Origin of the sequence: Haematobacter sp., assembly GCF_032102465.1 — a bacterium.
Taxonomy (GTDB): Bacteria; Pseudomonadota; Alphaproteobacteria; order Rhodobacterales; family Rhodobacteraceae; genus Haematobacter.
In genome coordinates, this window is record NZ_DAMDHB010000053.1 from 1 (window position 1) to 17539 (window position 17539).

The 17539-nt window shown below is 63.2% G+C and carries 22 protein-coding genes and 1 pseudogene; 14 read left to right on the forward strand and 9 right to left on the reverse strand.

Annotation, left to right across the window (positions count from 1 at the left end):
• Together RT513_RS19275 and RT513_RS19280 are read right to left on the reverse strand one after the other, a co-directional pair.
• Window positions 1-559: hypothetical protein (locus RT513_RS19275; protein WP_313534321.1), on the reverse strand; the 559-nt coding region annotated here is incomplete at its 3' end.
• Between the two features lie 102 nt (window positions 560-661).
• The gene (locus tag RT513_RS19280; protein WP_084684279.1) at window positions 662-898 is read right to left on the reverse strand and encodes a hypothetical protein; all 237 of its coding nucleotides are present in this window, start codon (window positions 896-898) and stop codon (window positions 662-664) included.
• A 226-nt stretch (window positions 899-1124) separates the two neighbouring features.
• Here RT513_RS19280 and RT513_RS19285 point away from each other — a divergent pair, with 226 nt between their 5' ends.
• The 14 genes from RT513_RS19285 (at window position 1125) to RT513_RS19350 (ending at window position 12773) form a co-directional block, all read left to right on the forward strand.
• The gene (locus RT513_RS19285; RefSeq protein ID WP_290690572.1) at window positions 1125-1460 is read left to right on the forward strand and encodes a hypothetical protein; all 336 of its coding nucleotides are present in this window, start codon (window positions 1125-1127) and stop codon (window positions 1458-1460) included.
• 82 nt (window positions 1461-1542) lie between these two features.
• Window positions 1543-2124 (forward strand): lytic transglycosylase domain-containing protein, encoded by a 582-nt coding sequence (locus tag RT513_RS19290; RefSeq protein WP_254915515.1) that lies wholly within the window; start codon window positions 1543-1545, stop codon window positions 2122-2124.
• A complete protein-coding gene (locus RT513_RS19295) occupies window positions 2124-2411 on the forward strand; it encodes a TrbC/VirB2 family protein (protein WP_035715012.1) in 288 nt (95 codons plus the stop codon). The genes RT513_RS19290 and RT513_RS19295 overlap by 1 nt, the downstream gene beginning before the upstream one ends.
• 12 nt (window positions 2412-2423) lie before the next feature.
• The gene (locus RT513_RS19300) at window positions 2424-2702 is read left to right on the forward strand and encodes a type IV secretion system protein VirB3 (protein WP_035715013.1); all 279 of its coding nucleotides are present in this window, start codon (window positions 2424-2426) and stop codon (window positions 2700-2702) included.
• Window positions 2692-5088 (forward strand): type IV secretion system protein B4, encoded by a 2397-nt coding sequence (locus RT513_RS19305; protein WP_290690580.1) that lies wholly within the window; start codon window positions 2692-2694, stop codon window positions 5086-5088. The genes RT513_RS19300 and RT513_RS19305 overlap by 11 nt, the downstream gene beginning before the upstream one ends.
• A 225-nt stretch (window positions 5089-5313) precedes the next feature.
• Window positions 5314-6459, forward strand: a complete 1146-nt coding sequence (locus RT513_RS19310) for a lytic transglycosylase domain-containing protein (protein ID WP_313534341.1) — start codon at window positions 5314-5316, stop codon at window positions 6457-6459.
• Entirely contained in the window at window positions 6456-7226 is a 771-nt protein-coding gene (locus RT513_RS19315; protein ID WP_035715021.1) for a type IV secretion system protein, read from the forward strand. Before RT513_RS19310 ends, RT513_RS19315 begins: the two co-directional genes overlap by 4 nt.
• A gap of 14 nt (window positions 7227-7240) precedes the next feature.
• On the forward strand, window positions 7241-7888 hold the full coding sequence (locus RT513_RS19320) for a virB8 family protein (RefSeq protein WP_035715064.1): 648 nt from the start codon (window positions 7241-7243) through the stop codon (window positions 7886-7888).
• The gene (locus RT513_RS19325; RefSeq protein WP_035715024.1) at window positions 7885-8610 is read left to right on the forward strand and encodes a TrbG/VirB9 family P-type conjugative transfer protein; all 726 of its coding nucleotides are present in this window, start codon (window positions 7885-7887) and stop codon (window positions 8608-8610) included. The genes RT513_RS19320 and RT513_RS19325 overlap by 4 nt, the downstream gene beginning before the upstream one ends.
• Window positions 8607-9920 (forward strand): TrbI/VirB10 family protein, encoded by a 1314-nt coding sequence (locus RT513_RS19330; RefSeq protein WP_035715027.1) that lies wholly within the window; start codon window positions 8607-8609, stop codon window positions 9918-9920. The genes RT513_RS19325 and RT513_RS19330 overlap by 4 nt, the downstream gene beginning before the upstream one ends.
• The gene (locus tag RT513_RS19335; RefSeq protein ID WP_035715030.1) at window positions 9920-10924 is read left to right on the forward strand and encodes an ATPase, T2SS/T4P/T4SS family; all 1005 of its coding nucleotides are present in this window, start codon (window positions 9920-9922) and stop codon (window positions 10922-10924) included. The genes RT513_RS19330 and RT513_RS19335 overlap by 1 nt, the downstream gene beginning before the upstream one ends.
• Window positions 10925-10939: 15 nt before the next feature.
• On the forward strand, window positions 10940-11353 hold the full coding sequence (locus RT513_RS19340; RefSeq protein ID WP_035715033.1) for a hypothetical protein: 414 nt from the start codon (window positions 10940-10942) through the stop codon (window positions 11351-11353).
• Complete coding sequence (locus RT513_RS19345) at window positions 11353-12378, forward strand: type IV secretion system protein (protein WP_035715035.1); 1026 nt, start codon at window positions 11353-11355, stop codon at window positions 12376-12378. The genes RT513_RS19340 and RT513_RS19345 overlap by 1 nt, the downstream gene beginning before the upstream one ends.
• A gap of 53 nt (window positions 12379-12431) precedes the next feature.
• Window positions 12432-12773: a single-stranded DNA-binding protein gene (locus RT513_RS19350; protein ID WP_290690594.1), complete on the forward strand. Its 342-nt coding sequence runs from the start codon at window positions 12432-12434 to the stop codon at window positions 12771-12773.
• A 296-nt stretch (window positions 12774-13069) separates the two neighbouring features.
• Here the strand turns inward: RT513_RS19350 and RT513_RS19355 are convergent, their stop codons facing one another.
• From RT513_RS19355 to RT513_RS19385, 7 genes and pseudogenes are all read right to left on the reverse strand, one after another.
• The gene (locus RT513_RS19355; RefSeq protein WP_198672404.1) at window positions 13070-13492 is read right to left on the reverse strand and encodes a type II toxin-antitoxin system VapC family toxin; all 423 of its coding nucleotides are present in this window, start codon (window positions 13490-13492) and stop codon (window positions 13070-13072) included.
• Window positions 13492-13746 (reverse strand): type II toxin-antitoxin system Phd/YefM family antitoxin, encoded by a 255-nt coding sequence (locus RT513_RS19360; protein ID WP_035715044.1) that lies wholly within the window; start codon window positions 13744-13746, stop codon window positions 13492-13494. Before RT513_RS19360 ends, RT513_RS19355 begins: the two co-directional genes overlap by 1 nt.
• A gap of 26 nt (window positions 13747-13772) precedes the next feature.
• Window positions 13773-13991, reverse strand: a complete 219-nt coding sequence (locus RT513_RS19365; RefSeq protein WP_035715047.1) for a hypothetical protein — start codon at window positions 13989-13991, stop codon at window positions 13773-13775.
• Between the two features lie 29 nt (window positions 13992-14020).
• Entirely contained in the window at window positions 14021-15457 is a 1437-nt protein-coding gene (locus RT513_RS19370) for a GntP family permease (RefSeq protein ID WP_084684278.1), read from the reverse strand.
• 1 nt (window position 15458) lies between these two features.
• A complete protein-coding gene (locus RT513_RS19375; protein ID WP_035715050.1) occupies window positions 15459-16499 on the reverse strand; it encodes a patatin-like phospholipase family protein in 1041 nt (346 codons plus the stop codon).
• Window positions 16500-16562: 63 nt separating this feature from the next.
• Window positions 16563-17171, reverse strand: a complete 609-nt coding sequence (locus tag RT513_RS19380) for an HdeD family acid-resistance protein (RefSeq protein ID WP_198143212.1) — start codon at window positions 17169-17171, stop codon at window positions 16563-16565.
• Window positions 17172-17360: 189 nt separating this feature from the next.
• A pseudogene (locus RT513_RS19385) lies at window positions 17361-17539 on the reverse strand (IS256 family transposase); the annotation flags it as partial.

Consider the following 17539-nt stretch of genomic DNA (forward strand, 5'->3'; position numbering starts at 1 on the left):
ATGACTGGCCGGCAGAAGTCCGGAATCCCTGGCCGACTTCATTGGAATCCGCACCATAGGAGCCGAGACGGGTGGAATCGCTGCGGATGCAGTCGCCATCGCGGTTTTGATGCTGGCTGAACTGGATGTGATAAACCCGGATGCTGCGCACGAAGTCGAAAGCATCGCCGGAGATGTCGATATCGGCCTGCTCCAGGGCCTGCGCGAGGGTCAGACCCGGCACGTCGATAGGGATGGGCAGGGTACTTTCAAGCGGCTCGCGGAACGCAATGTCATAGAGCCGCTCCATCGGGCTGAGCGGCGCATCGCCACCGAGGGATGCGCCCATCGGGCAGCGCCAGATCTGCAGCGGTGGCTCGACCGGCCAGGGCGTGATGCGGCGAATGAACTCGGCGCGGGCCCGCGCGCAGGGGACAGAGGCTGGCCATCCGCCGGCGAGGCACAGAAGGATGGCGCAGTCGATCTGGTAGGTCTGTGCCTGGACGGAGGAAGGGCTCGAGACTGCGGCGGTCAGGGCCAGAGAGGCTGTCAAAACGGTGGTTCGAAGGGCAGGGGACATGGAGGCGACTCGCTCAGTTACCCTCTATCGCTACGATACACCATTATTGAATGCAATATTCTTGCATTGCTTGTCGTGTGGCTGGCGTATCCGATCTTCGCCTCAGTGTCCCACAACGCTCTGGAAGCGACCGTAATCCTGACTGACCTCCTGTGCCTCAGAGAAGGCCCGGGCGCGCTCGGCATCGAGGCAGCGGAAATACTCCTGCACCGCGGTGATGTAGCCCTCGAAGTCCTCCCGGATCAGATCGGCATAGGCCCGTACATCGGCCGGGTCGCTTGGCAACCATGGCCGTTCAGGGGGATCGCATGATGCTAAGGCGGCGGAGCAACTCACCATGATGGCGACAAGGCAGGATATCAGGCGCAGCTTCACCATGTTTCGGACGAGGCCCCATCATTGCTTTGATTTGCCACAGTCTTGGGCTATCCACCTTTATGGAGCGATGATCTGCCGTCAAGGCATCAAATAATCATTGCCATCAATAATAGTGTAATGATACGGCTATGGTGATTTGATTCCCCATGGCCTGACCCATTCTATGGAGAGGAGCCGCGGGGAGACCATGTTAGAAGACGCCCCGAATGTGGTTACAGAAGACGGATTGCGACAGCTGCTCGCCCAGGGCTATTTGGCCGAAGTGGTCTGTCGGACCGCGGCCGAGAAGCGCCTCAACGCCTGGTACGGCTCTTGGTATGTGCGGGCGATCGGGCCCGCTGGCGGCGATGAGAAGATTGTCGTCACCAGCCGCAATTACATCAAGGCCCGTGAGTTTAAGACCGTTGCCGGGCTTGTTAGCTTCCTCTCGGATATCGGAATGCGCACGGCGCATATTCCTCTCGACGAGGGCGGCCGCTCTCTCCACCAACTGCCGGAGCCTCCGCCCGCGCAGCAGGGCTGAGGCTTCATCCCTTCTTCTGGCCCTCTGCGTCCTTGCCGCGTTCGCTCCGGCCGGCGCGAACGCAGAGGGCTTTGTCTTTCGGGTGGCGCTGGACGGCCAACTGGCCACGGTGTCATCCGATACTGGCTTCATGCGCCAGTTCGGCGCCGAGAAGCCGGAGCGGCTCTTCCTCTTTTCAACACCGCGGGATGATGGTGACACTGGTGCCAGTGACGCCGCGCCTCGGCCCGCCTCCGCCAGCCCCGAGATCCTGCAAGGCATCGAAGACACCGCCTTGCGCTATGGTGGCCATGACGCGCTGAGGCGGGCGGGCCTTTCTGTCACCGACTGGGCACTTTTCTACCGGGCCAATATCGAGGTCGAGAGCGCCTATAACCCGGCGGCCCTGAGCCATGCCGGTGCAATCGGCCTTGGCCAGCTGATGCCCGATACCGCCAGCTTTCTCGGGGTCGATCCGAATGACTGGCGGCAGAATCTCGACGGATCGGCCCGTTATCTCCTCCTGATGCTCGAGACCTTCGGCACGCCGGAGCTGGCGCTAGCCGCCTATAACGCCGGACCCGAGGCCGTCAGCCGCCACGGCGGCATCCCCCCCTATGTTGAGACCCAGGGCCATGTGGCCCGTGTGCAGGCCGTTTATGCGCGGCTGAAAGGAACGAGTTGATGAAGTCCCCTTCCGTCACGGCCGTCATGACGATGGCCTTTGTGGTGCTCGCAGGTCCTGCGCTAGCACAGAGTATCGACCTCTCGCCGGTGCAGACACTGCTGCAAGGCATCGTTGATGCGATCACCGGTCCCTTGGGCATCGTGATCGGCACGCTGGCGCTGATCGGTGTCTTCTTGTCCTGGCTCTTCGGGATTCTCGACTTCCGCCAGGCGCTCTGGGTGCTGGTGGCTATCGCTGGCATCGCCGCCGCGCCGACCATTGTTGCCGCGATCTGGACCACCTGAGGTCTGAGGGTCATGGCGGAACAGTCGCGCGTCTTCATCGGCCTCTTGCGGCCCCCCAAGCTGATGGGGCTGCCGATCATGTATGCCATGGTCTGGCTCTTTGGATCGTCGATGCTGTTCCTCTGGGTCCAGAGCTGGATCATCGTCGTGGCGGCTGGGATTGCCTGGCCGCTCTTATGGAAGGCTGCGGATTGGGATCCGAACTTCCTCGACGTGCTGGTGATCACGCTGCAGGAAACCCCGCCGACGCGGAATCGCAAGCATCATGGGGGAGACAGCTATGCCCCGTGATGCCGAGACCAAAGCAATAGATAGCGCCGATCTCGCACTCGACCCGATCTCGGCGCTGCCGGAATGGGCCGGGAAGGAAAAGCGGCTCGCACACATGCTGCCCTATGTCAGCCTAGTCGCCGGCAACACGATCCGTACCCGGGGCAACGAGTTGATGCAATGCATCCGCCTTGAGGGGGTGAACAGCACCACGTCTGAGGATAGCCATCTCGACCGGATCGGGGCACTGCTTGCGGGTGTGGTGGCGCAGGTCGGGACGGAGTTCTCCTTCTATCTGCACAAGGTGTCAAAAGCGGTGGACACGCGGCTGCCACCGATCCCGGGTGATGGGTTTGAAGCGGCAGTCGACGCCCGCTGGCAGGCACAGCTTGCGAAGAGTGGGCTGCGCGACAAGACCCTCACGCTTTCGATCCTGAAACGCCCAGACCCTGGCAGCCGGATCCCCTTCGTTGCGGCGGCCTCCCGCGCCCGGCTGGCCGCTGACACTGTGCGGCGCCTGCGCAAGCTCGATGAGGTGGTGGGCTTCATGCTCTCGAGCTTCTCCGATCTGAAGCCGCGCCTGCTGACGGCCGAGAGCGGCGAGTTGCTGGGCTTCCTCGGCAGCCTGAACACGGGCGAGGAGCACCCTCTCTTCCCGGCCTCGCGCCTCGGCATCCTCGCCGAGGACGTGGCCAACACGCGCGTGACCTTCCGCAGCGCAGAGATCCATCTGACTGATGGCGCCGTGGGCGACAAGTTCGGCACGATCTTTGCCGTCAAAAACTACCCGGCCAAAACCGACAGCCTGATGCTCGATGAGTTGAACCTGCCGGTCGATATGGTGGTCACCCATTCCTTCGTGCCGATCAATTCGAACATCATGGCCGGTCGGATCAAACGCCAGCTTCGGCTGATGCAGGCCGCCAATGATGGCGCGGTCAGTCTGGCCCAGGAGCTGGAACTGGCGCAGGACGATCTGGAATCGAAGCGGCTGATCTTCGGCGAACACCATATGACCGTGGCGGTCTATGCGCGCACCCGCGCCCATCTCGAGGATATCTGCGCCGAGATCCGCAATATTTCCGCCAGTTCCGGCATCAACCTGATCTCGGAGGGCTTCGGATCACGCGCGCATTACATGGCGCAACATCCGGGGAACACGGGCGCACGGAGCCGCAAGGCGGCAATCACCAACCACAATTTCGCGGATCTCGCGACCTTCCACCGCACCCCTCTTGGGAAGACCGGTGAGGAACTGCCCTGGGGCGTGCCGATCACGCTGTTTCCGACACCAGAGCGCAGCGGCTTCCGTTTCAGTTTCCATGAACAGGGCTCGCCGCTGAAGGAACCGACCGGCGGCCACACCCTGATCCTCGGGCGTCCCGGTTCCGGGAAGTCGGTGCTGGCCGCCTTTCTCATGACCATGGCCCGGCGGGCCGGTGCGCGGCTTTTCATCTTCGATTACCGCGCCGGGATGGAAATGGCTGTTCGCGCCCTTGGCGGCAGCTACGCCACGGTCCGTGCAGGAAAGCCCACCGGACTGAACCCGCTTCAGACCGAGATCGACAATCGCGGCCAGGCCTGGCTGGCCGACTGGCTTGCCACGCTCCTTGAGCGCCGCGACCGACCGCTGACGCCGGTGCAGACCAACCGTCTGCAGGAGGTTGTGCGCCAGAATGCTGGCGCCGATCACGCGGGACTTCGCAACTGGTCAGATTTCGCCTCACTGCTGGTCTCGACCGATGATGACGGCGATCTCTTCGAGCGGATGCAGGAATGGACCGAGACCGGCCGCTATGGCTGGATCTTCGGGGCCAACCCGCAAGACGGCTTTTCGCTCGGCGGCGAGGTTTCCGGCTTCGACCTGACCGGTATTCTCGATTCCGAGAGTGAGCGCGAGCGGATGGCCGTGCTCTCTTACCTCTTCCGCCGGGTCGAGCGGGTGATTGAGGATCGACGCCCTACGGTGATCCTGATCGACGAGGCCTGGAAAGCGCTCGACAATGGCTACTTCGCGGATCGGCTGAGCAACTGGCTGGTCACCGCCCGCAAACAGAACGCGGTCGTTGTGATGATGACGCAATACGCGAGCCAGCTCGAGCGCACCCGTACCGGCAAGACCATCGTCGAGGCGGTGCCAACGCAGATCCTGCTGCCAAACATCCGCGCCAGCGCGGCCGATTACGCGATGCTCGGTCTCAGCGAGAAGGAACTCGATGTCCTTCTGGGCGTGGGCACCGCCTCGCGCCTTGCGCTGGTGCGCGACGACCGTGGCTCGGTTGTCATTGATGCCGATCTCTCAGCCCTCGGCCCTCTCGTGACCGTCCTTGGCGGAATGGAGAAGGGCGAGCAACTCGTGGGGGCGGATTACCGCGACCGCCCTGATTTCTGGAAGGAGAAGTCGTGATGTCTCGTGTAACTGGTGCCCGGTTTCTTCATCTTCCCGTCCTCGGCAGTCTCCTGCTCCTTGCCGCTTGTGCAGGCGGGCAGGCCCCACGGGCCAATTGCTTCAGCTTTGTCGAACGTCCTTCCGGCGTCACGGTCTCGACCATGGGCGGTGAGGTGTCGCGAGCGGCAGACCCGTGCGCCTTCACTCTGATTGGCGCGGCGGACTGACGGCATGGCCCGGATTCTGGCACCGTTCCTGTCCCAGGCTCTGATCGGCATTTCTCTGGCGCAGCCCTTGGGCGCCCAAGGCGTACCGACCTTTGACGCTCAGGGCTTTGCCAGAACGGCGGCGACGATCGCACAGCGGGATCTGGACATCGCGTTGCAGCGGCATCGGCTGAGCCGGAAAGAGGAACTGGCCGAAATTGAGCGCCAGCAATTGGCCTCATTGGAGAACATCCTTGGCGCCATGACTGTCGGCGCCAGTGTGTCCGTTGGTGCGAGTGTGGCCGCGCTGGAGGCCGGGAACGGGGGAGAGACGGCTGCATCGGCGCTCTTTGCGACCGAAGACGGCAACCCCGCCGCCACCCGCCTGTTCGGAGACGCCCGCGAAACGGTCGAAGAGCTGATCATCCGCGGAGCCCGCGACACCTACTCTCTTTCCGGCGTGTCGCGCGCTGGCCTGACGCCGGTGCAATGGCGCTGCCTCCTTCAGGCTCTGATCTGGCAGGAAAGCCGCTTCCAGATCGGCGCTCAGTCTGGCGTCGGCGCTTTCGGCCTGACCCAGATCATGCCCGGCACTGCCGGTGATCTCGGCATCTACCCGGCCTATTACGATGATCCCTATCTGCAGGTGACCGGCGGCGCCCGCTATCTGGCGCAGATGCTCGGCATGTTTGACGGCAACATCATCCATGCGCTCGCCGCCTATAACGCCGGGCCCGGCCGTGTGCAGCAATACAGCGGCGTGCCACCCTTTGCCGAGACCCAGAACTATGTCGTGGTCATCCCGGCGCAGTACAATCGGTACCTCGCTATGGTGGGCGGCCCCGATGCGCTTGGCACCCTCGATCCCGTGCTGCTGGCCAATGCGAGCTTCAGCCTCTCGGCGCATGGATCCGGTGTCTATGGCGATTATTCCATGGTGTCGGTTCAGGCTGCGGCACAGCGCTTATATGACATAATTAGGATTATCGGAGCGACTGAAGACGTGCAGGCGTCCATTGCCCTGAACACCTATGCGCGTGCCGAACTGGCCCGGATTGTCGCAATCCGCACAAGGCTCAAAGCAGCGCAGACCCAACCCCTGAGTGATGAACAGATCGCGCTGGCCGCCGCTCAGGCGGCCGAGCGGCGGTTCATGGATTTCCGATTGGAGGATTTGCGATGAGACAGTTTCTGATCAGCACAGCGCTCTGCTTTGGCCTCGCAGGCGGCGCCTCGGCCCAGGGCGTGCCCACGGTCGATACCCAGAACATCGCCCAGGAAATCCGTCAGCTGCAGCAGATGCTGGAGGATTTCGGGATCCAGAGCGACATTTTCGAGAACGCGCTGGAACAGCTGGATATGCTCCAGCAGCAGTTCGATCAGTTGCAGAGCATGTATGCTTCCCTCACCGGACCGCGCGAAATCCTCGGCCTGCTCATGGGCGGCGACCTCGATCAGCTTCTCGAGGCCAAGTTCGAAGACATCCCCGGCCTGATCCGCGGCATCCAGCAAGGCGACTGGAGCAATCTGCTCGGGGGCACCGCCGGGCCGATGCGCACCCAGATGCAACAGGCTCTGGCGAGTGCCGGTTTCGATGAAGATACCCTGCGTGAGATCGCCACCAGCGGCAATCCCGGTGCTGAGGGCATCGCGACACGGGCGACCACGGGCGCGGTACTGTCGGCCGCAGCACAGAACAGCCATGAGGAGGCTGCGCAGTCCTTGGCTCGGGTCGAGCGCCTCGTCGCAATGATCCCCGATATGGAGGATCTGAAGGCCTCGATGGACCATAACACCCGTGTCACGGCGGAGCTCGCGATCGCCATGACACGCATGTGGGAGTTGGAGGCAATCCAGACCATCGGCGCGGGCAACGCGGGCGTGGTCGATGCCGCGACCATCGCCGAGGAACGGCGCTACATGGATTTCACCATGCCGAGCCTCGAATGACGGCCGGTTCGAACATGGCCCTGCGCGAAGTCGTCGAGGAAGAGCTGGTTTACGGTGCGCTGCGCCGGGAGCGCCAGTGGCGGGTGATCGGTCTGTCCGGGGCTGGTTTCGGCGTTCTGGGCTGCCTCGCGGCTGCGGCGGTCGCGATCCTTGTCGAGCCGCCCCTGCCTGTGGTCGTGCCCTATGACCCGGAGAGCGGGCTCGCCTTGCCGAACGCGACTGTCCAAGCGGTGCGACTGTCTGAGCGCCCTGCGGTGATCGAGTCCCAGATCTATCGCTACATCCTGGATCGGGAGACCTACAATCAGCTCGACAACGATCTGCGCGTGAACCGGGTGCTGGCGCAATCCAGCGGTGCGGCCGAGGCCAGCATGCGCGCCATGTGGACCAGCGGCCACGAGAGTTTTCCTCCGACCCGCTACGGCGCCACATCCGAGATGGCGGTCGAGATCGCAAGCATCACCCTGATCGGCGAAAACCGCGCCCAGGTTCGCCTGCGCAAGCGCCTGACAAGCCCGCAGGGCGGTCAGGTCGGGCTCTTCACCGCAACGCTGATGTTCGAGTTCCGCCCGGAACACGCCCGCAGCATCGACGATGTCTGGCAGAACCCTTTCGGCTTCACCGTCACCCAATATGCCATCAGATCGGACCGGTCGGAATGAAGCTCGCCCTGCCCCGCCTACTCTTCCCTTCCCGGCTTCTTTCCGCATTCCTGATCGTTGCTGCTCTGCCAGCATTCGCCGAGACGACACCGCGCCCTGGCTCGCACGACAGCCGGGTCCGGGTTGCAACCTGGACCGAGGGACAAGTTTACCGTGTGGTCACCAATCTGACCCGTGTCACTTCGATCGAGTTCGGCGAGGGGGAAACCATCCGCTCGATCATCGCCGGTGACACAGCGGGGTTCCAGTTCGACGGCGTGCCCGGCGGCCGGGCCTTTGCCATCAAGCCCGTGGCGTCAAATGTCGCCACCAATATCACCGTCTATACAAACCGGCGCTCCTACTACTTCCATGTCGTCGAGGCGCGCGAGACCCCGCATTATGTCGTGCAGTTTCGCTATCCGGATGCCGCCGCGCCTGCCGTCAATGCCGTCGCCGCCGGCGCACCGAACAGCAATTATGCTGTGAGCAGCCAGACCGAGTTTACGCCAACCGCGGTCTGGGACGATGGCACCTTCACCTATTTCCGCTTCCCGCGTAATGCGCCGATCCCCGCGATCTTCCGCTGGACCGGCGGGCGGGAGAGAACTGTGAATTCCGTCGCGCAGGAAGAAGGCGTGATTCGGGTCTCCGGGGTTCACCGCCAGTGGGTGTTGCGCCTCGGCGAAGATGTCATCTGCATCCAGGATATGTCAGGCGCTGAAGGCGCGGCATCGTCATGAGCAGTGATCCTGACGACCTTGCCACCCGCCTCAAAGCCATAGAAGCCTCGACGGGAAAACGTAAAGCGCCCGCCCGCCCCTCTCTCTTTGCGGCCTTGCTCGGCAGCGCCGCTATTCTGATGATTGGTGGCTTGGGATGGTTGCTCCTACAGCCAAAGACCGAGCCCAGCTTGCCCACGGCGGCGGCTGAGGAGTTCCAAAGCAACGGGTCAGGCTTCGGCGAATTCCCCGCGACCCCGGCCCCAGAACCCGCTCCGGCGCCCGCGCCGGTTCCTGAAGGGCCAAGCGCTGCAGAGCTCGAGTTGCGAGAAACGCTCGGCAGATTGCAAGCGGAACTGGCCGAATTGCGTGCGCGTCCCGTAGAGACGGGCGATCCAGCCTCACAGGCAGCCATCGCGGATCTGACAGCACAACTGGCGGCACTGGACGCCTCGAACGCGGAAGCCCGCAGCGCTCTTGAGCGGCAGCTGGTCGAGCGGGACCGCGAGCTGGAGCGCATTCGCATGGATCTCGAGATCGCTCGGCTTGGAGCGCCCGGCACCGGCGAGGAAGATGCACGGCTCGCCGAGCTCGAGCGCAGGCGGGCCGCAGAGGCTGCGGCACGCGAGGCACGCATTACCTCCCCCATGCTGGCCTGGTCCGGCGTGGGTGGGGGAGCGAATGGAGAATCCGAGGTCGAGGCGGCACGTCTCAGCGCGGATGAGGCCTTCGTGCGGGGCGGCGCGGCGGCGGCGCCCGTGACCCGGGCCGAGATCATCGTGAACCCCGGCCACACCGTCGTGCAGGGCACGATGATCCAGGCGGTGCTGGAAACCGCCATGGACAGCACCCTGCCCGGCGTGATCCGGGCGGTCGTCTCGGAAGATGTGCATTCCTTCGATGGCACCCGCATTCTGATCCCGCGCGGTGCCCAGTTGATCGGGCGCTACCGCTCTGAGGTCTCGCTCGCGCAATCCCGGGTGATGGTTGGCTGGGATCGGATCATTCTGCCCGACAACCAGACGGTTCAGATCAGCGCCTTTGGCGGGGATGAACTCGGCCGCTCTGGCGTCACAGGCCATGTCGACAGCCGCTTTGGCACGCGGTTCGGATCGGCCGCGCTGATCTCCCTGATCGGCGCGGTCCCCGCCGCAGCCGCAGCGAGCATCGACGACGACACGACCTCGGATGCGGCAAGCGATGTGGCCACGGACCTTCGCGATACCAGCCGCAGTGTGATGCAGGACTATCTCTCGATCCGCCCGGTGATCCGTGTGCCGCAGGGCACCCGCATCACCGTCATGGTCGATCGCGATCTGGAGATCCTCTGATGCCGGCAAGCTACCTCGAAGCCTCGCTGGCACGGTTGGGGGATCCGATCCGCCGCCCTGATGTGATCGAGATATGCATCAACCCCGATGGCCGGGTCTGGGGCGAGTTCCAGGGCGATCACTTCATGCGAGACCTGGGTCAGCCGCTCACGCAGATCGAGATCAGGGACCTTGGCAACCAAATCGCCTCGGCGGCCAACACGACGCTCAGCAACCGCAAGCCCATCGTCTCGGTCAGCATCCTCTGGGGGGATCGACCGATCCGGGCTCAGGTCATCCAGCCGCCGGCCGTCGAAGGCGGGTTTTCCATCTCGCTGCGATTCTTCTCGACGCTCCCGCTCGAGCAGATCAGGCTTGGCTTCCTCTACGGCCGCGAACGTAGCCTTGAAGGTCTGCGCAAGGAACGCAACCTCGCGCTTCGGAAGGTGGTGGCCTCGGGCGAGATCGATGCGGCTCTACGCTTTTGTGTCGAAAACAAGCTGAACATGATCGTCTCTGGCGGCACCTCCACCGGCAAGACGGTCGCCGCCCGCAAGATCATCTCCCTCATCCCGGATGACGAGCGTATCCTGACCATCGAGGAAGCGGCCGAACTCAGGCCCGAGCAGCCGAATGTCGTGACGCTGATCTCGGACCGGGAATCCGACGCCCGCAGCGCCGATGCGCTCCTGACCTCGACCCTGCGCATGCGGCCGGATCGGATCGTTCTGGGCGAGGTGCGCGGGAAGGAGGCCATGACCTTCCTCGAAGCGATCAATACCGGCCATGGCGGATCTCTGACGACGCTTCACGCCGAGACACCGCAGCTCGCCGTCCGGCGCCTTGCCATCGCGGCGCTGAAGACGGACCTTCCGATGACCTATGCCGACATGATCACCTACATCGAAGGCTCGATCGACGTGATCATTCAGGCCGGCCGCCATGAGGGGGCCAGAGGCATCACCGAATTCTACTTGCCCGGCATTGGACTTGATGAGGTCCCCTCACGCCTTGCCTCCGAATGATGAAAGGAAACCCCCATGCGTGTCCTCGTTCTCACCGCTGCCATCTTCGCTGCCGCACTTCCGGCCATCGGGCAAACTCCCGTCACCAACGATCTGACACCCACGCTTGAGCCGCAACGGTACCGTATCTGCAACGACAGGCCCGAGCGCCCGGCATGGGTTGAAAATGTCTCTCCCCGCGAAGCCTACAAGGCGCTGACTGTGATGGCCCTCTATGAACTGCGCTCGTGGGAAACCATCGTGGCAAATGGCGATTGTTCCTGCGAAACACGTTTCCCGGATTGGACAGCTGCTGACGCGGAATATACCGAGCGCTTCGCTGACCTACCGCAGGCTGAGCACACACAGACCCAACGGGTATTGCGTCGCCAAGCCAACGACTTGCGCCATGCAGTTCAAGCTGTCTGCGAAGCGCAGGGCAACTGGTAATGGGTGTTGTCAGCTGGATGGTCGGTTCGGCCGATAGCTTCCTCGCCTCGGCTGCGGAATCGCAGTTTGGGGCTGTTGCGAGCAATATCGGCACGATCACCCTGCTGATGGTCACGCTTTCCCTGATCGGCCTCTGTATCAACATGGCCTTCCAATATCGCAGCATGGATGGCGCGACCTTCTTTTGGTACTTGCTGAAGCTGACCCTGATCGGGTTCTTCGCCTTCAACTGGACCCGCTTCAACGCGGTCGCAAATGCGGTGATCGGCGGTCTGGACTATATCGCAGGGGCGCTGGTCGCATCGGTCGGAGGCGGCGGTGCTGGCGCGACGCACTTTGCCGGTGAGTTCGACAATCTGATCGAACGGTTCTCGGCCTATCTCAATGCGATCGGCAGTAATCTGGGTTGGATGACGGGCGCGATCCTGGGCGGCATCGGCCTCATTCTGCTCAGCATCCTCGGCTTCATGACCGGGATCGTGCTGATCTTTGCCAAGATGATGCTCTCGCTGATGCTAGGCCTGGCGCCGGTGATGATCGCCCTGTCGCTGTTCGATGCGACCAAGGACTTCTTCCACCGTTGGGTTTCCACAACCGTCAGCTATGCGTTCTACCCGGTGGTGATCGCCGCGATGTTCTCGACTGTGGTGGGCATGGCAAACGCCCTCCTTGCGCAGGTCGGAGACCCGGAATCTGCCACCAATATCGGCTCGCTTATCCCCTTCTTCGTCATGATCTTCCTGGCGAAGGGCTTCGTTGCTGCAACGCCTCTGATCGTGCGCGGGCTGTCGGGGAACTTCATGGTGGTGGCGGGGCCGGCTGTTGCTGCCGGAACTGCAGCCATGACCCGTGGGATGCTGAACACCCGCGGCGTGCAGGCGCGCGAGCGAATGGGAAATCTCAGCACCGGCGAAATGGTCGGCCGCCAGATCGCCCAGAATGCGCCCGCCGTGAAATCTGCCGCTCTTGCCGCCGGCGGGCAAATCGTCCGGGTCGCAGAGCGGGCACGGAGGCTCGGGAAGTAGGCGCCCTTTCGAGGGCGAGCCTTCAATCCAGTATCGTAACGAGGAAAGATAAGATGTTGTACACCTTTGCGGAATTCCAGATTCAGGGCTATGTCGGCCGCAGAACCGAGCTTGGAGGCGGCAAGGTCCTAAAGGTCAGCATCGCCGCAACCGACAGCTGGAAGGACAAGGACAGCGGCGAGCTGCGCGAGCGCACCGACTGGAACACCGTCACCCTTTTTGAGCGCAGCACGGCGGGTTTCGCCTGGCTGAAGGAGAACCTGAAGCCGGGGGATCTCGTCCATGTGAGGGGGCGGATTGGCGAGAGCAATTACGCCAAGGACGGACAGATCGTCTATGAAACCTCGCTGACGGCTGATCGGTTTGCGGTCGTTCCGGTCGGGAAGGATGGGTAAGGGTCGCACTGCCACGCGCCATCGCAACAGCCTTTTGCACCAGATGTACCTCGCTGGCTATTCGGGCCGCCAACCGCCACGCTGGCTGCGTCTGCTGCTGGCGGGCTCGTGCTGGCACCGGGCGTGGCTGCTCGGGCGATTGGGCTTCTTCGTTGAGAACGGGATAGGCTACGGACCTGCCAATCCCTATCCCGGTTACTTTTCGACCGAGAAGCGAGAGAAGGCGTCCCCTGAACAGGTGCAGTAGTGATCCGCGTCTGCCTCAAAGGCGTGTAACAGGGTCTTTCGGCTGTCAGTCACACTCTGACCCAAGGGTTAAGCAAGATCACCCCCGTGTCCTTGAAATCACCGGTGTTTCGGGTCACGACCGTGAAGCCATGGACCAGCCCCGTCGCCGCTATCAGTGCGTCCCGTTCTGATCTCGGATCAGGAACATGAAGGCCGGCGCAGCGCAGCGCCACGCTTGTATCTACCGGCAAAACCCGCTCCTGGAACTCCGGCAGGACCCGTTCTGCGAACCATGCCCGGAGCAAGGCTCCCTGCGCCGCATCGCGCCGCTCGATGCGGCGCACGCCGATATCCAGTTCCATCACGGTAATTGCAGAAATGAACAGTGCCGCGGCATCCTGACCGCTCAGCCAGGCGGTGACATTGGCATCGGCCCTGCCATCCCCCGCCTTGCGCAACTCGGAAATCACATTGGTGTCGAGCAGAAACATCAGGACAGATCGGCCGGTCGGGACATGATCTCAGTCTTGCGCGGCTCAAAGTCGATGTCCGACAGCCCCGGCACCGCAAGTGCATCGAGGATGTTGCGGCGCTGGCCGCTCATCTGCTGATATTGGGCAAAGCTCATAAGGACATGGGCCGGTCGGCCTCTGTCCGTGATGAACACGGGACCGTCAAGCGCCGCCCGTTTTGCGCGGGCCAGATCCTGGTTCAGTTCACGGCTGCTGATCGTATGAATCGTCATCGCGGCCTCCGATTGTGGTTACGTTACTACATGTGAAACCTGCGACGAAAGTCAAGGCTGGGGATCTTGGCGATCAGTCTTCTGCGGATGAGCATGACCACATAAGAGATCATCAACCCCAGCACCATTGGCACCAGAACGCCCGAGGCGATGTGGAAGAACCACCCCAGCATCAGCGCCAGCATGACGCCCAGCGTGATGTTCAAAAGGGCCGGTGGTGCGGCGGTCGGCGTGGGCTGTGTCATGACGATCCCGAAGCTCTGTCCCTATCGGGTTAGAAGGAACCGAAGGCTGTGCCAAGCACGATCACGGCCACAAGGGCAACAAGCGCGCTGACAATGGCGGCCATGACGATGTCCAGATAGCTTTCGCGATGCGTGCAGCCACAGACCGCAAGCATCGTGACCACCGCGCCATTATGCGGCAAGCTGTCCAGCGTACCCGAGGCGATCACGGCCACCCGGTGCATCAGCGCAGGGTCCAGCCCTGTGTCTGACGCGATCTGCATGAAGGTGGGGCCAAGGGCCTGCAGCGCAATGGTCATCCCGCCCGAAGCCGATCCGGTCAACGCGGCAAGGATGTTCGTCGCTACCGCCAGTGACACGAGCGGCCCGCCTCCGATGCCCAGAACCCAGTCCCGCACCATCTCGAACGCAGGCAGGGCCGCCACGACCGCGCCGAACCCCACAAGGCTTGCCACGCTCATGATCGGAAGTACTGCGGCCGTCGCGCCCGAGTCGATGCTTTCGCGCAGATTGCGAAAGCGGCGCCGGTTCATGGCAACCAGCACGATGCAGGCGACCAGAAGCGCAAGCGCCACCGACCAGACCCCGCCGACAGCCGACAGGGTGGTTTCGCCCCATGCGGGCTGCGAGAGGAAGTCGAAATCCATGCTGGGCAGCACGAACTGCGTCAGGATCAGGTTGACCACGACAACCAGAACCAGCGGCAGAATGGCCAGGCCGATCGGTGGCCGCCCGCCCCAGGATCCGGCGCGGCTGATCTCGGCAGGGTCAAACTCGCGTGCGGTGCTGGCCAGCTCGCGCGAGACGGCGGAGCCTTTTTCGGCCGCGCCATAACCCTCGCCCCGCGCCTTGGCCTGACGTTCGCGGAAGGAAAGCCAGCCCAGGCCGATGGCCGCCATGATGATGCTGGCTATGATGCCAAGCCCAGGTGCGGCAAAGGGGGTGGTACCAAAGAACGGCATCGGAATCGCGTTCTGGATCGCAGGCGTTCCCGGCATGGCCGACATGGTGAAGGTCGAGGTTCCAAGCGCGAGTGCCGCCGGAAGCAGCCTGCGCGGCACGCTTCCCGCCTTGAACAGCGCCTGCCCCATTGGCGCCAGAACGAAGAACGCCACAAACAGGCTGACACCGCCATAGGTGACCATCGCGCCCGCAGCCACCACGGCAAGGATCGCCCGCGAGGGGCCGAGCCGGCGCGTCATGTAATCGGCGATCGCTGAAACCGATCCGCTGTCGTCCATCAGCTTGCCGAACAATGCGCCCAGCAGGAAAAGCGGAAAGAACTGCGCCACAAACCCCGCCGCCGCAGGCATGAAGGTCTGCGTCCAGTGCGCCAGCATCGGCTGACCGGAAAAAAGCGCCGCCACCGCAGCAGCCAAAGGCGCCAGCAGCAGGATTGTCCAACTGCGGAACGCAAGCACCATGATCAGGGCAAGGCCCAACAGAATACCCAGCAGACCCAGCATGTCAGAGCTCGTCCGCCAGCGCGTCGATATCGAAGGTCGAACGCACCCCGATGTCCTGAATATGGGTGCGGCCGAAATCCTCGGCGGCGCGGCGCCCTTCGTCGAAGAGCATCTTCAGGAAGTCCCATTCGGCATTCAGCTTCGAGGAATGTCCAAGGTCCACCATGATGTCCGAGGTGATGCGATGCAGGCGCATCTCTTTCCAGTACCGCGCCTCGCCATTGCCGGGGTCGATGACACGGCGCAGCAGCGCCATCATCCGCAACTCTTTCAGTAGCTGGGCGTTGAAAGAGATCTCGTTCAGGCGGCTTGCGATCTCGCGCGCGGTGCGCGGCGTCTCGCGCCGCTCGACCGGGTTGATCTGCACCAGAACGGTATCGAGGCTTTCACATTCACGCACGAGCGGCGTCATCGTCGGGTTGCCCGCATAGCCGCCGTCCCAATAGGGCACGCCGTCGATCTCGATGGCCTGGAACATCGATGGCAGGCAGGCCGAGGCGAGCAGCACATCGGCCGTCACCTCATGCTTGCGGAACACCCTGCCTTGCCCGGTGTGCACATTGGTTGCCGTGATGAACAGCTTGACCGGCCCGGTCGCCAGCGCGTCGAAATCGATCAGGTCTGTCAGGATGTCGCGCAGCGGGTTCCCTGCCGCCCCACCCAGCGAATAGGGCGAGATCAGCCGCGCCATCAGATCCATGGCGATGAAGGCGGGCGAGTTGTCCAGCGTCCATTTGCCCGTCAGGACCTCCAGCGGCCCGCGCTTGAACGGGCTGAAGCGCGCGGCATCGGCCGTCCGGCGCCAGAAGGCGGTCAGCATCTCACGCGCGGTCTGCCGCCCGCCGGTGGCCATGCCGGCCGCCAGGATTGCCGCGTTCATGGCGCCGGCCGAGGTGCCGGAAATGCCATCGATCTCGAACCAGTCTTCCTCGAGGATGCGGTCCAGAACGCCCCATGTAAACGCCCCATGCGAACCGCCCCCCTGCAAGGCGAGGTCGATGGGAAGGGTTTTTCGCGTCTGCGATTTCGGGTTGCTGGCCATTTCGGCGCCTTTCAGTCAATTCATTGCAAGAAAATGGCGCCCGAAGCCGGGCGCCCTAGGGGATCAGGCGGCGGGCACCGCTTGCCCGCGAAGCCTCCACGCCATCGCACCAAGGGCCGCGCCAATGGCGATGAGGTCGAGCCCCAGCATCAGCCCGATCAGCCACAGCGCAGTGACCGGCATCGCGGCAAAAAGCACAAGCGACAGCACGACCGAGAGCACCCCGCTGGCAAAAACCCAAAGCCAGTTGGGCAAGGGACGGATCGTCAATGCGAAGACAACCTTCGACATCCCCTCGATCATGAAGAAGATGATCAGCAGAAGCGACAGCAGCAGCATCCCCTGCGCGATGTTGCGCAAGAGCAGAATGCCCAGCAACACACCAAGTATGGCCGAGATGATCTGCAGCCAGAAGTTCGGCGCATGGCGTGCGCTGATCAGGCCGATGGCCTGAATGATGCCGCTGGCGATCAGCAGCCAGCCGAACACCACGACGGCAGCAGCCGAAGAAAAGGCCGGGAAGACGATGGCGACGATCCCCGCGACGACCAGCAGCGCCGCCTGTACCAGGTGGAAGGTCGAATGGCGGCGCACCGCATCGCGCGCGGCTTCGCGGTAGGTCTGTGCAGCGGCGGCAAGACTGATCGGCATGGCATTGACTTCCTTGTTCAACAGGGTGCTTCCCGCCGGGCAGCGGGTGTTGCCTTCCCCGACCCGCAGGGCCGGATATGGATCAAAATTGGCACAGGACCGTGAAGCCCATGCCAGACAATCAATTTTTCATCGCCATGATGCGGTCGTGTCGCGAATGTGGTGGAAATTGGCGAGCAGCGCGCTCCGAGCATGTAACGTTGGCTCCGGTCAGGCCGCGAGGTCAAGAGACATCGGCACGAGAGGCTGAGAAAGGGTTTCCCAGCCATCGACTTTTCGCATCTGGATCTGCCCTGACGCCAGGAGCGCCCAGAGCAGCATCGGCACGGTTTCAGCGCAGGGCAGCACGGTCTGGGTCTTGATGCGGCGGCGGAACTCCTCGTTCAGAC

Excerpts from the sequence above, each read along its gene's own strand:
- RT513_RS19280 (WP_084684279.1), bottom strand. The coding sequence starts at position 898 with ATGGTGAGTTGCTCCGCCGCCTTAGCATCATGCGATCCCCCTGAACGG.
- RT513_RS19285 (WP_290690572.1), top strand. The coding sequence starts at position 1,125 with ATGTTAGAAGACGCCCCGAATGTGGTTACAGAAGACGGATTGCGACAG.
- RT513_RS19295 (WP_035715012.1), top strand. The coding sequence starts at position 2,124 with ATGAAGTCCCCTTCCGTCACGGCCGTCATGACGATGGCCTTTGTGGTG.
- RT513_RS19300 (WP_035715013.1), top strand. The coding sequence starts at position 2,424 with ATGGCGGAACAGTCGCGCGTCTTCATCGGCCTCTTGCGGCCCCCCAAG.
- RT513_RS19305 (WP_290690580.1), top strand. The coding sequence starts at position 2,692 with ATGCCCCGTGATGCCGAGACCAAAGCAATAGATAGCGCCGATCTCGCA.
- RT513_RS19315 (WP_035715021.1), top strand. The coding sequence starts at position 6,456 with ATGAGACAGTTTCTGATCAGCACAGCGCTCTGCTTTGGCCTCGCAGGC.
- RT513_RS19320 (WP_035715064.1), top strand. The coding sequence starts at position 7,241 with ATGGCCCTGCGCGAAGTCGTCGAGGAAGAGCTGGTTTACGGTGCGCTG.
- RT513_RS19325 (WP_035715024.1), top strand. The coding sequence starts at position 7,885 with ATGAAGCTCGCCCTGCCCCGCCTACTCTTCCCTTCCCGGCTTCTTTCC.
- RT513_RS19330 (WP_035715027.1), top strand. The coding sequence starts at position 8,607 with ATGAGCAGTGATCCTGACGACCTTGCCACCCGCCTCAAAGCCATAGAA.
- RT513_RS19335 (WP_035715030.1), top strand. The coding sequence starts at position 9,920 with ATGCCGGCAAGCTACCTCGAAGCCTCGCTGGCACGGTTGGGGGATCCG.
- RT513_RS19340 (WP_035715033.1), top strand. The coding sequence starts at position 10,940 with ATGCGTGTCCTCGTTCTCACCGCTGCCATCTTCGCTGCCGCACTTCCG.
- RT513_RS19345 (WP_035715035.1), top strand. The coding sequence starts at position 11,353 with ATGGGTGTTGTCAGCTGGATGGTCGGTTCGGCCGATAGCTTCCTCGCC.
- RT513_RS19350 (WP_290690594.1), top strand. The coding sequence starts at position 12,432 with ATGTTGTACACCTTTGCGGAATTCCAGATTCAGGGCTATGTCGGCCGC.
- RT513_RS19355 (WP_198672404.1), bottom strand. The coding sequence starts at position 13,492 with ATGTTTCTGCTCGACACCAATGTGATTTCCGAGTTGCGCAAGGCGGGG.
- RT513_RS19360 (WP_035715044.1), bottom strand. The coding sequence starts at position 13,746 with ATGACGATTCATACGATCAGCAGCCGTGAACTGAACCAGGATCTGGCC.
- RT513_RS19365 (WP_035715047.1), bottom strand. The coding sequence starts at position 13,991 with ATGACACAGCCCACGCCGACCGCCGCACCACCGGCCCTTTTGAACATC.
- RT513_RS19370 (WP_084684278.1), bottom strand. The coding sequence starts at position 15,457 with ATGCTGGGTCTGCTGGGTATTCTGTTGGGCCTTGCCCTGATCATGGTG.
- RT513_RS19375 (WP_035715050.1), bottom strand. The coding sequence starts at position 16,499 with ATGGCCAGCAACCCGAAATCGCAGACGCGAAAAACCCTTCCCATCGAC.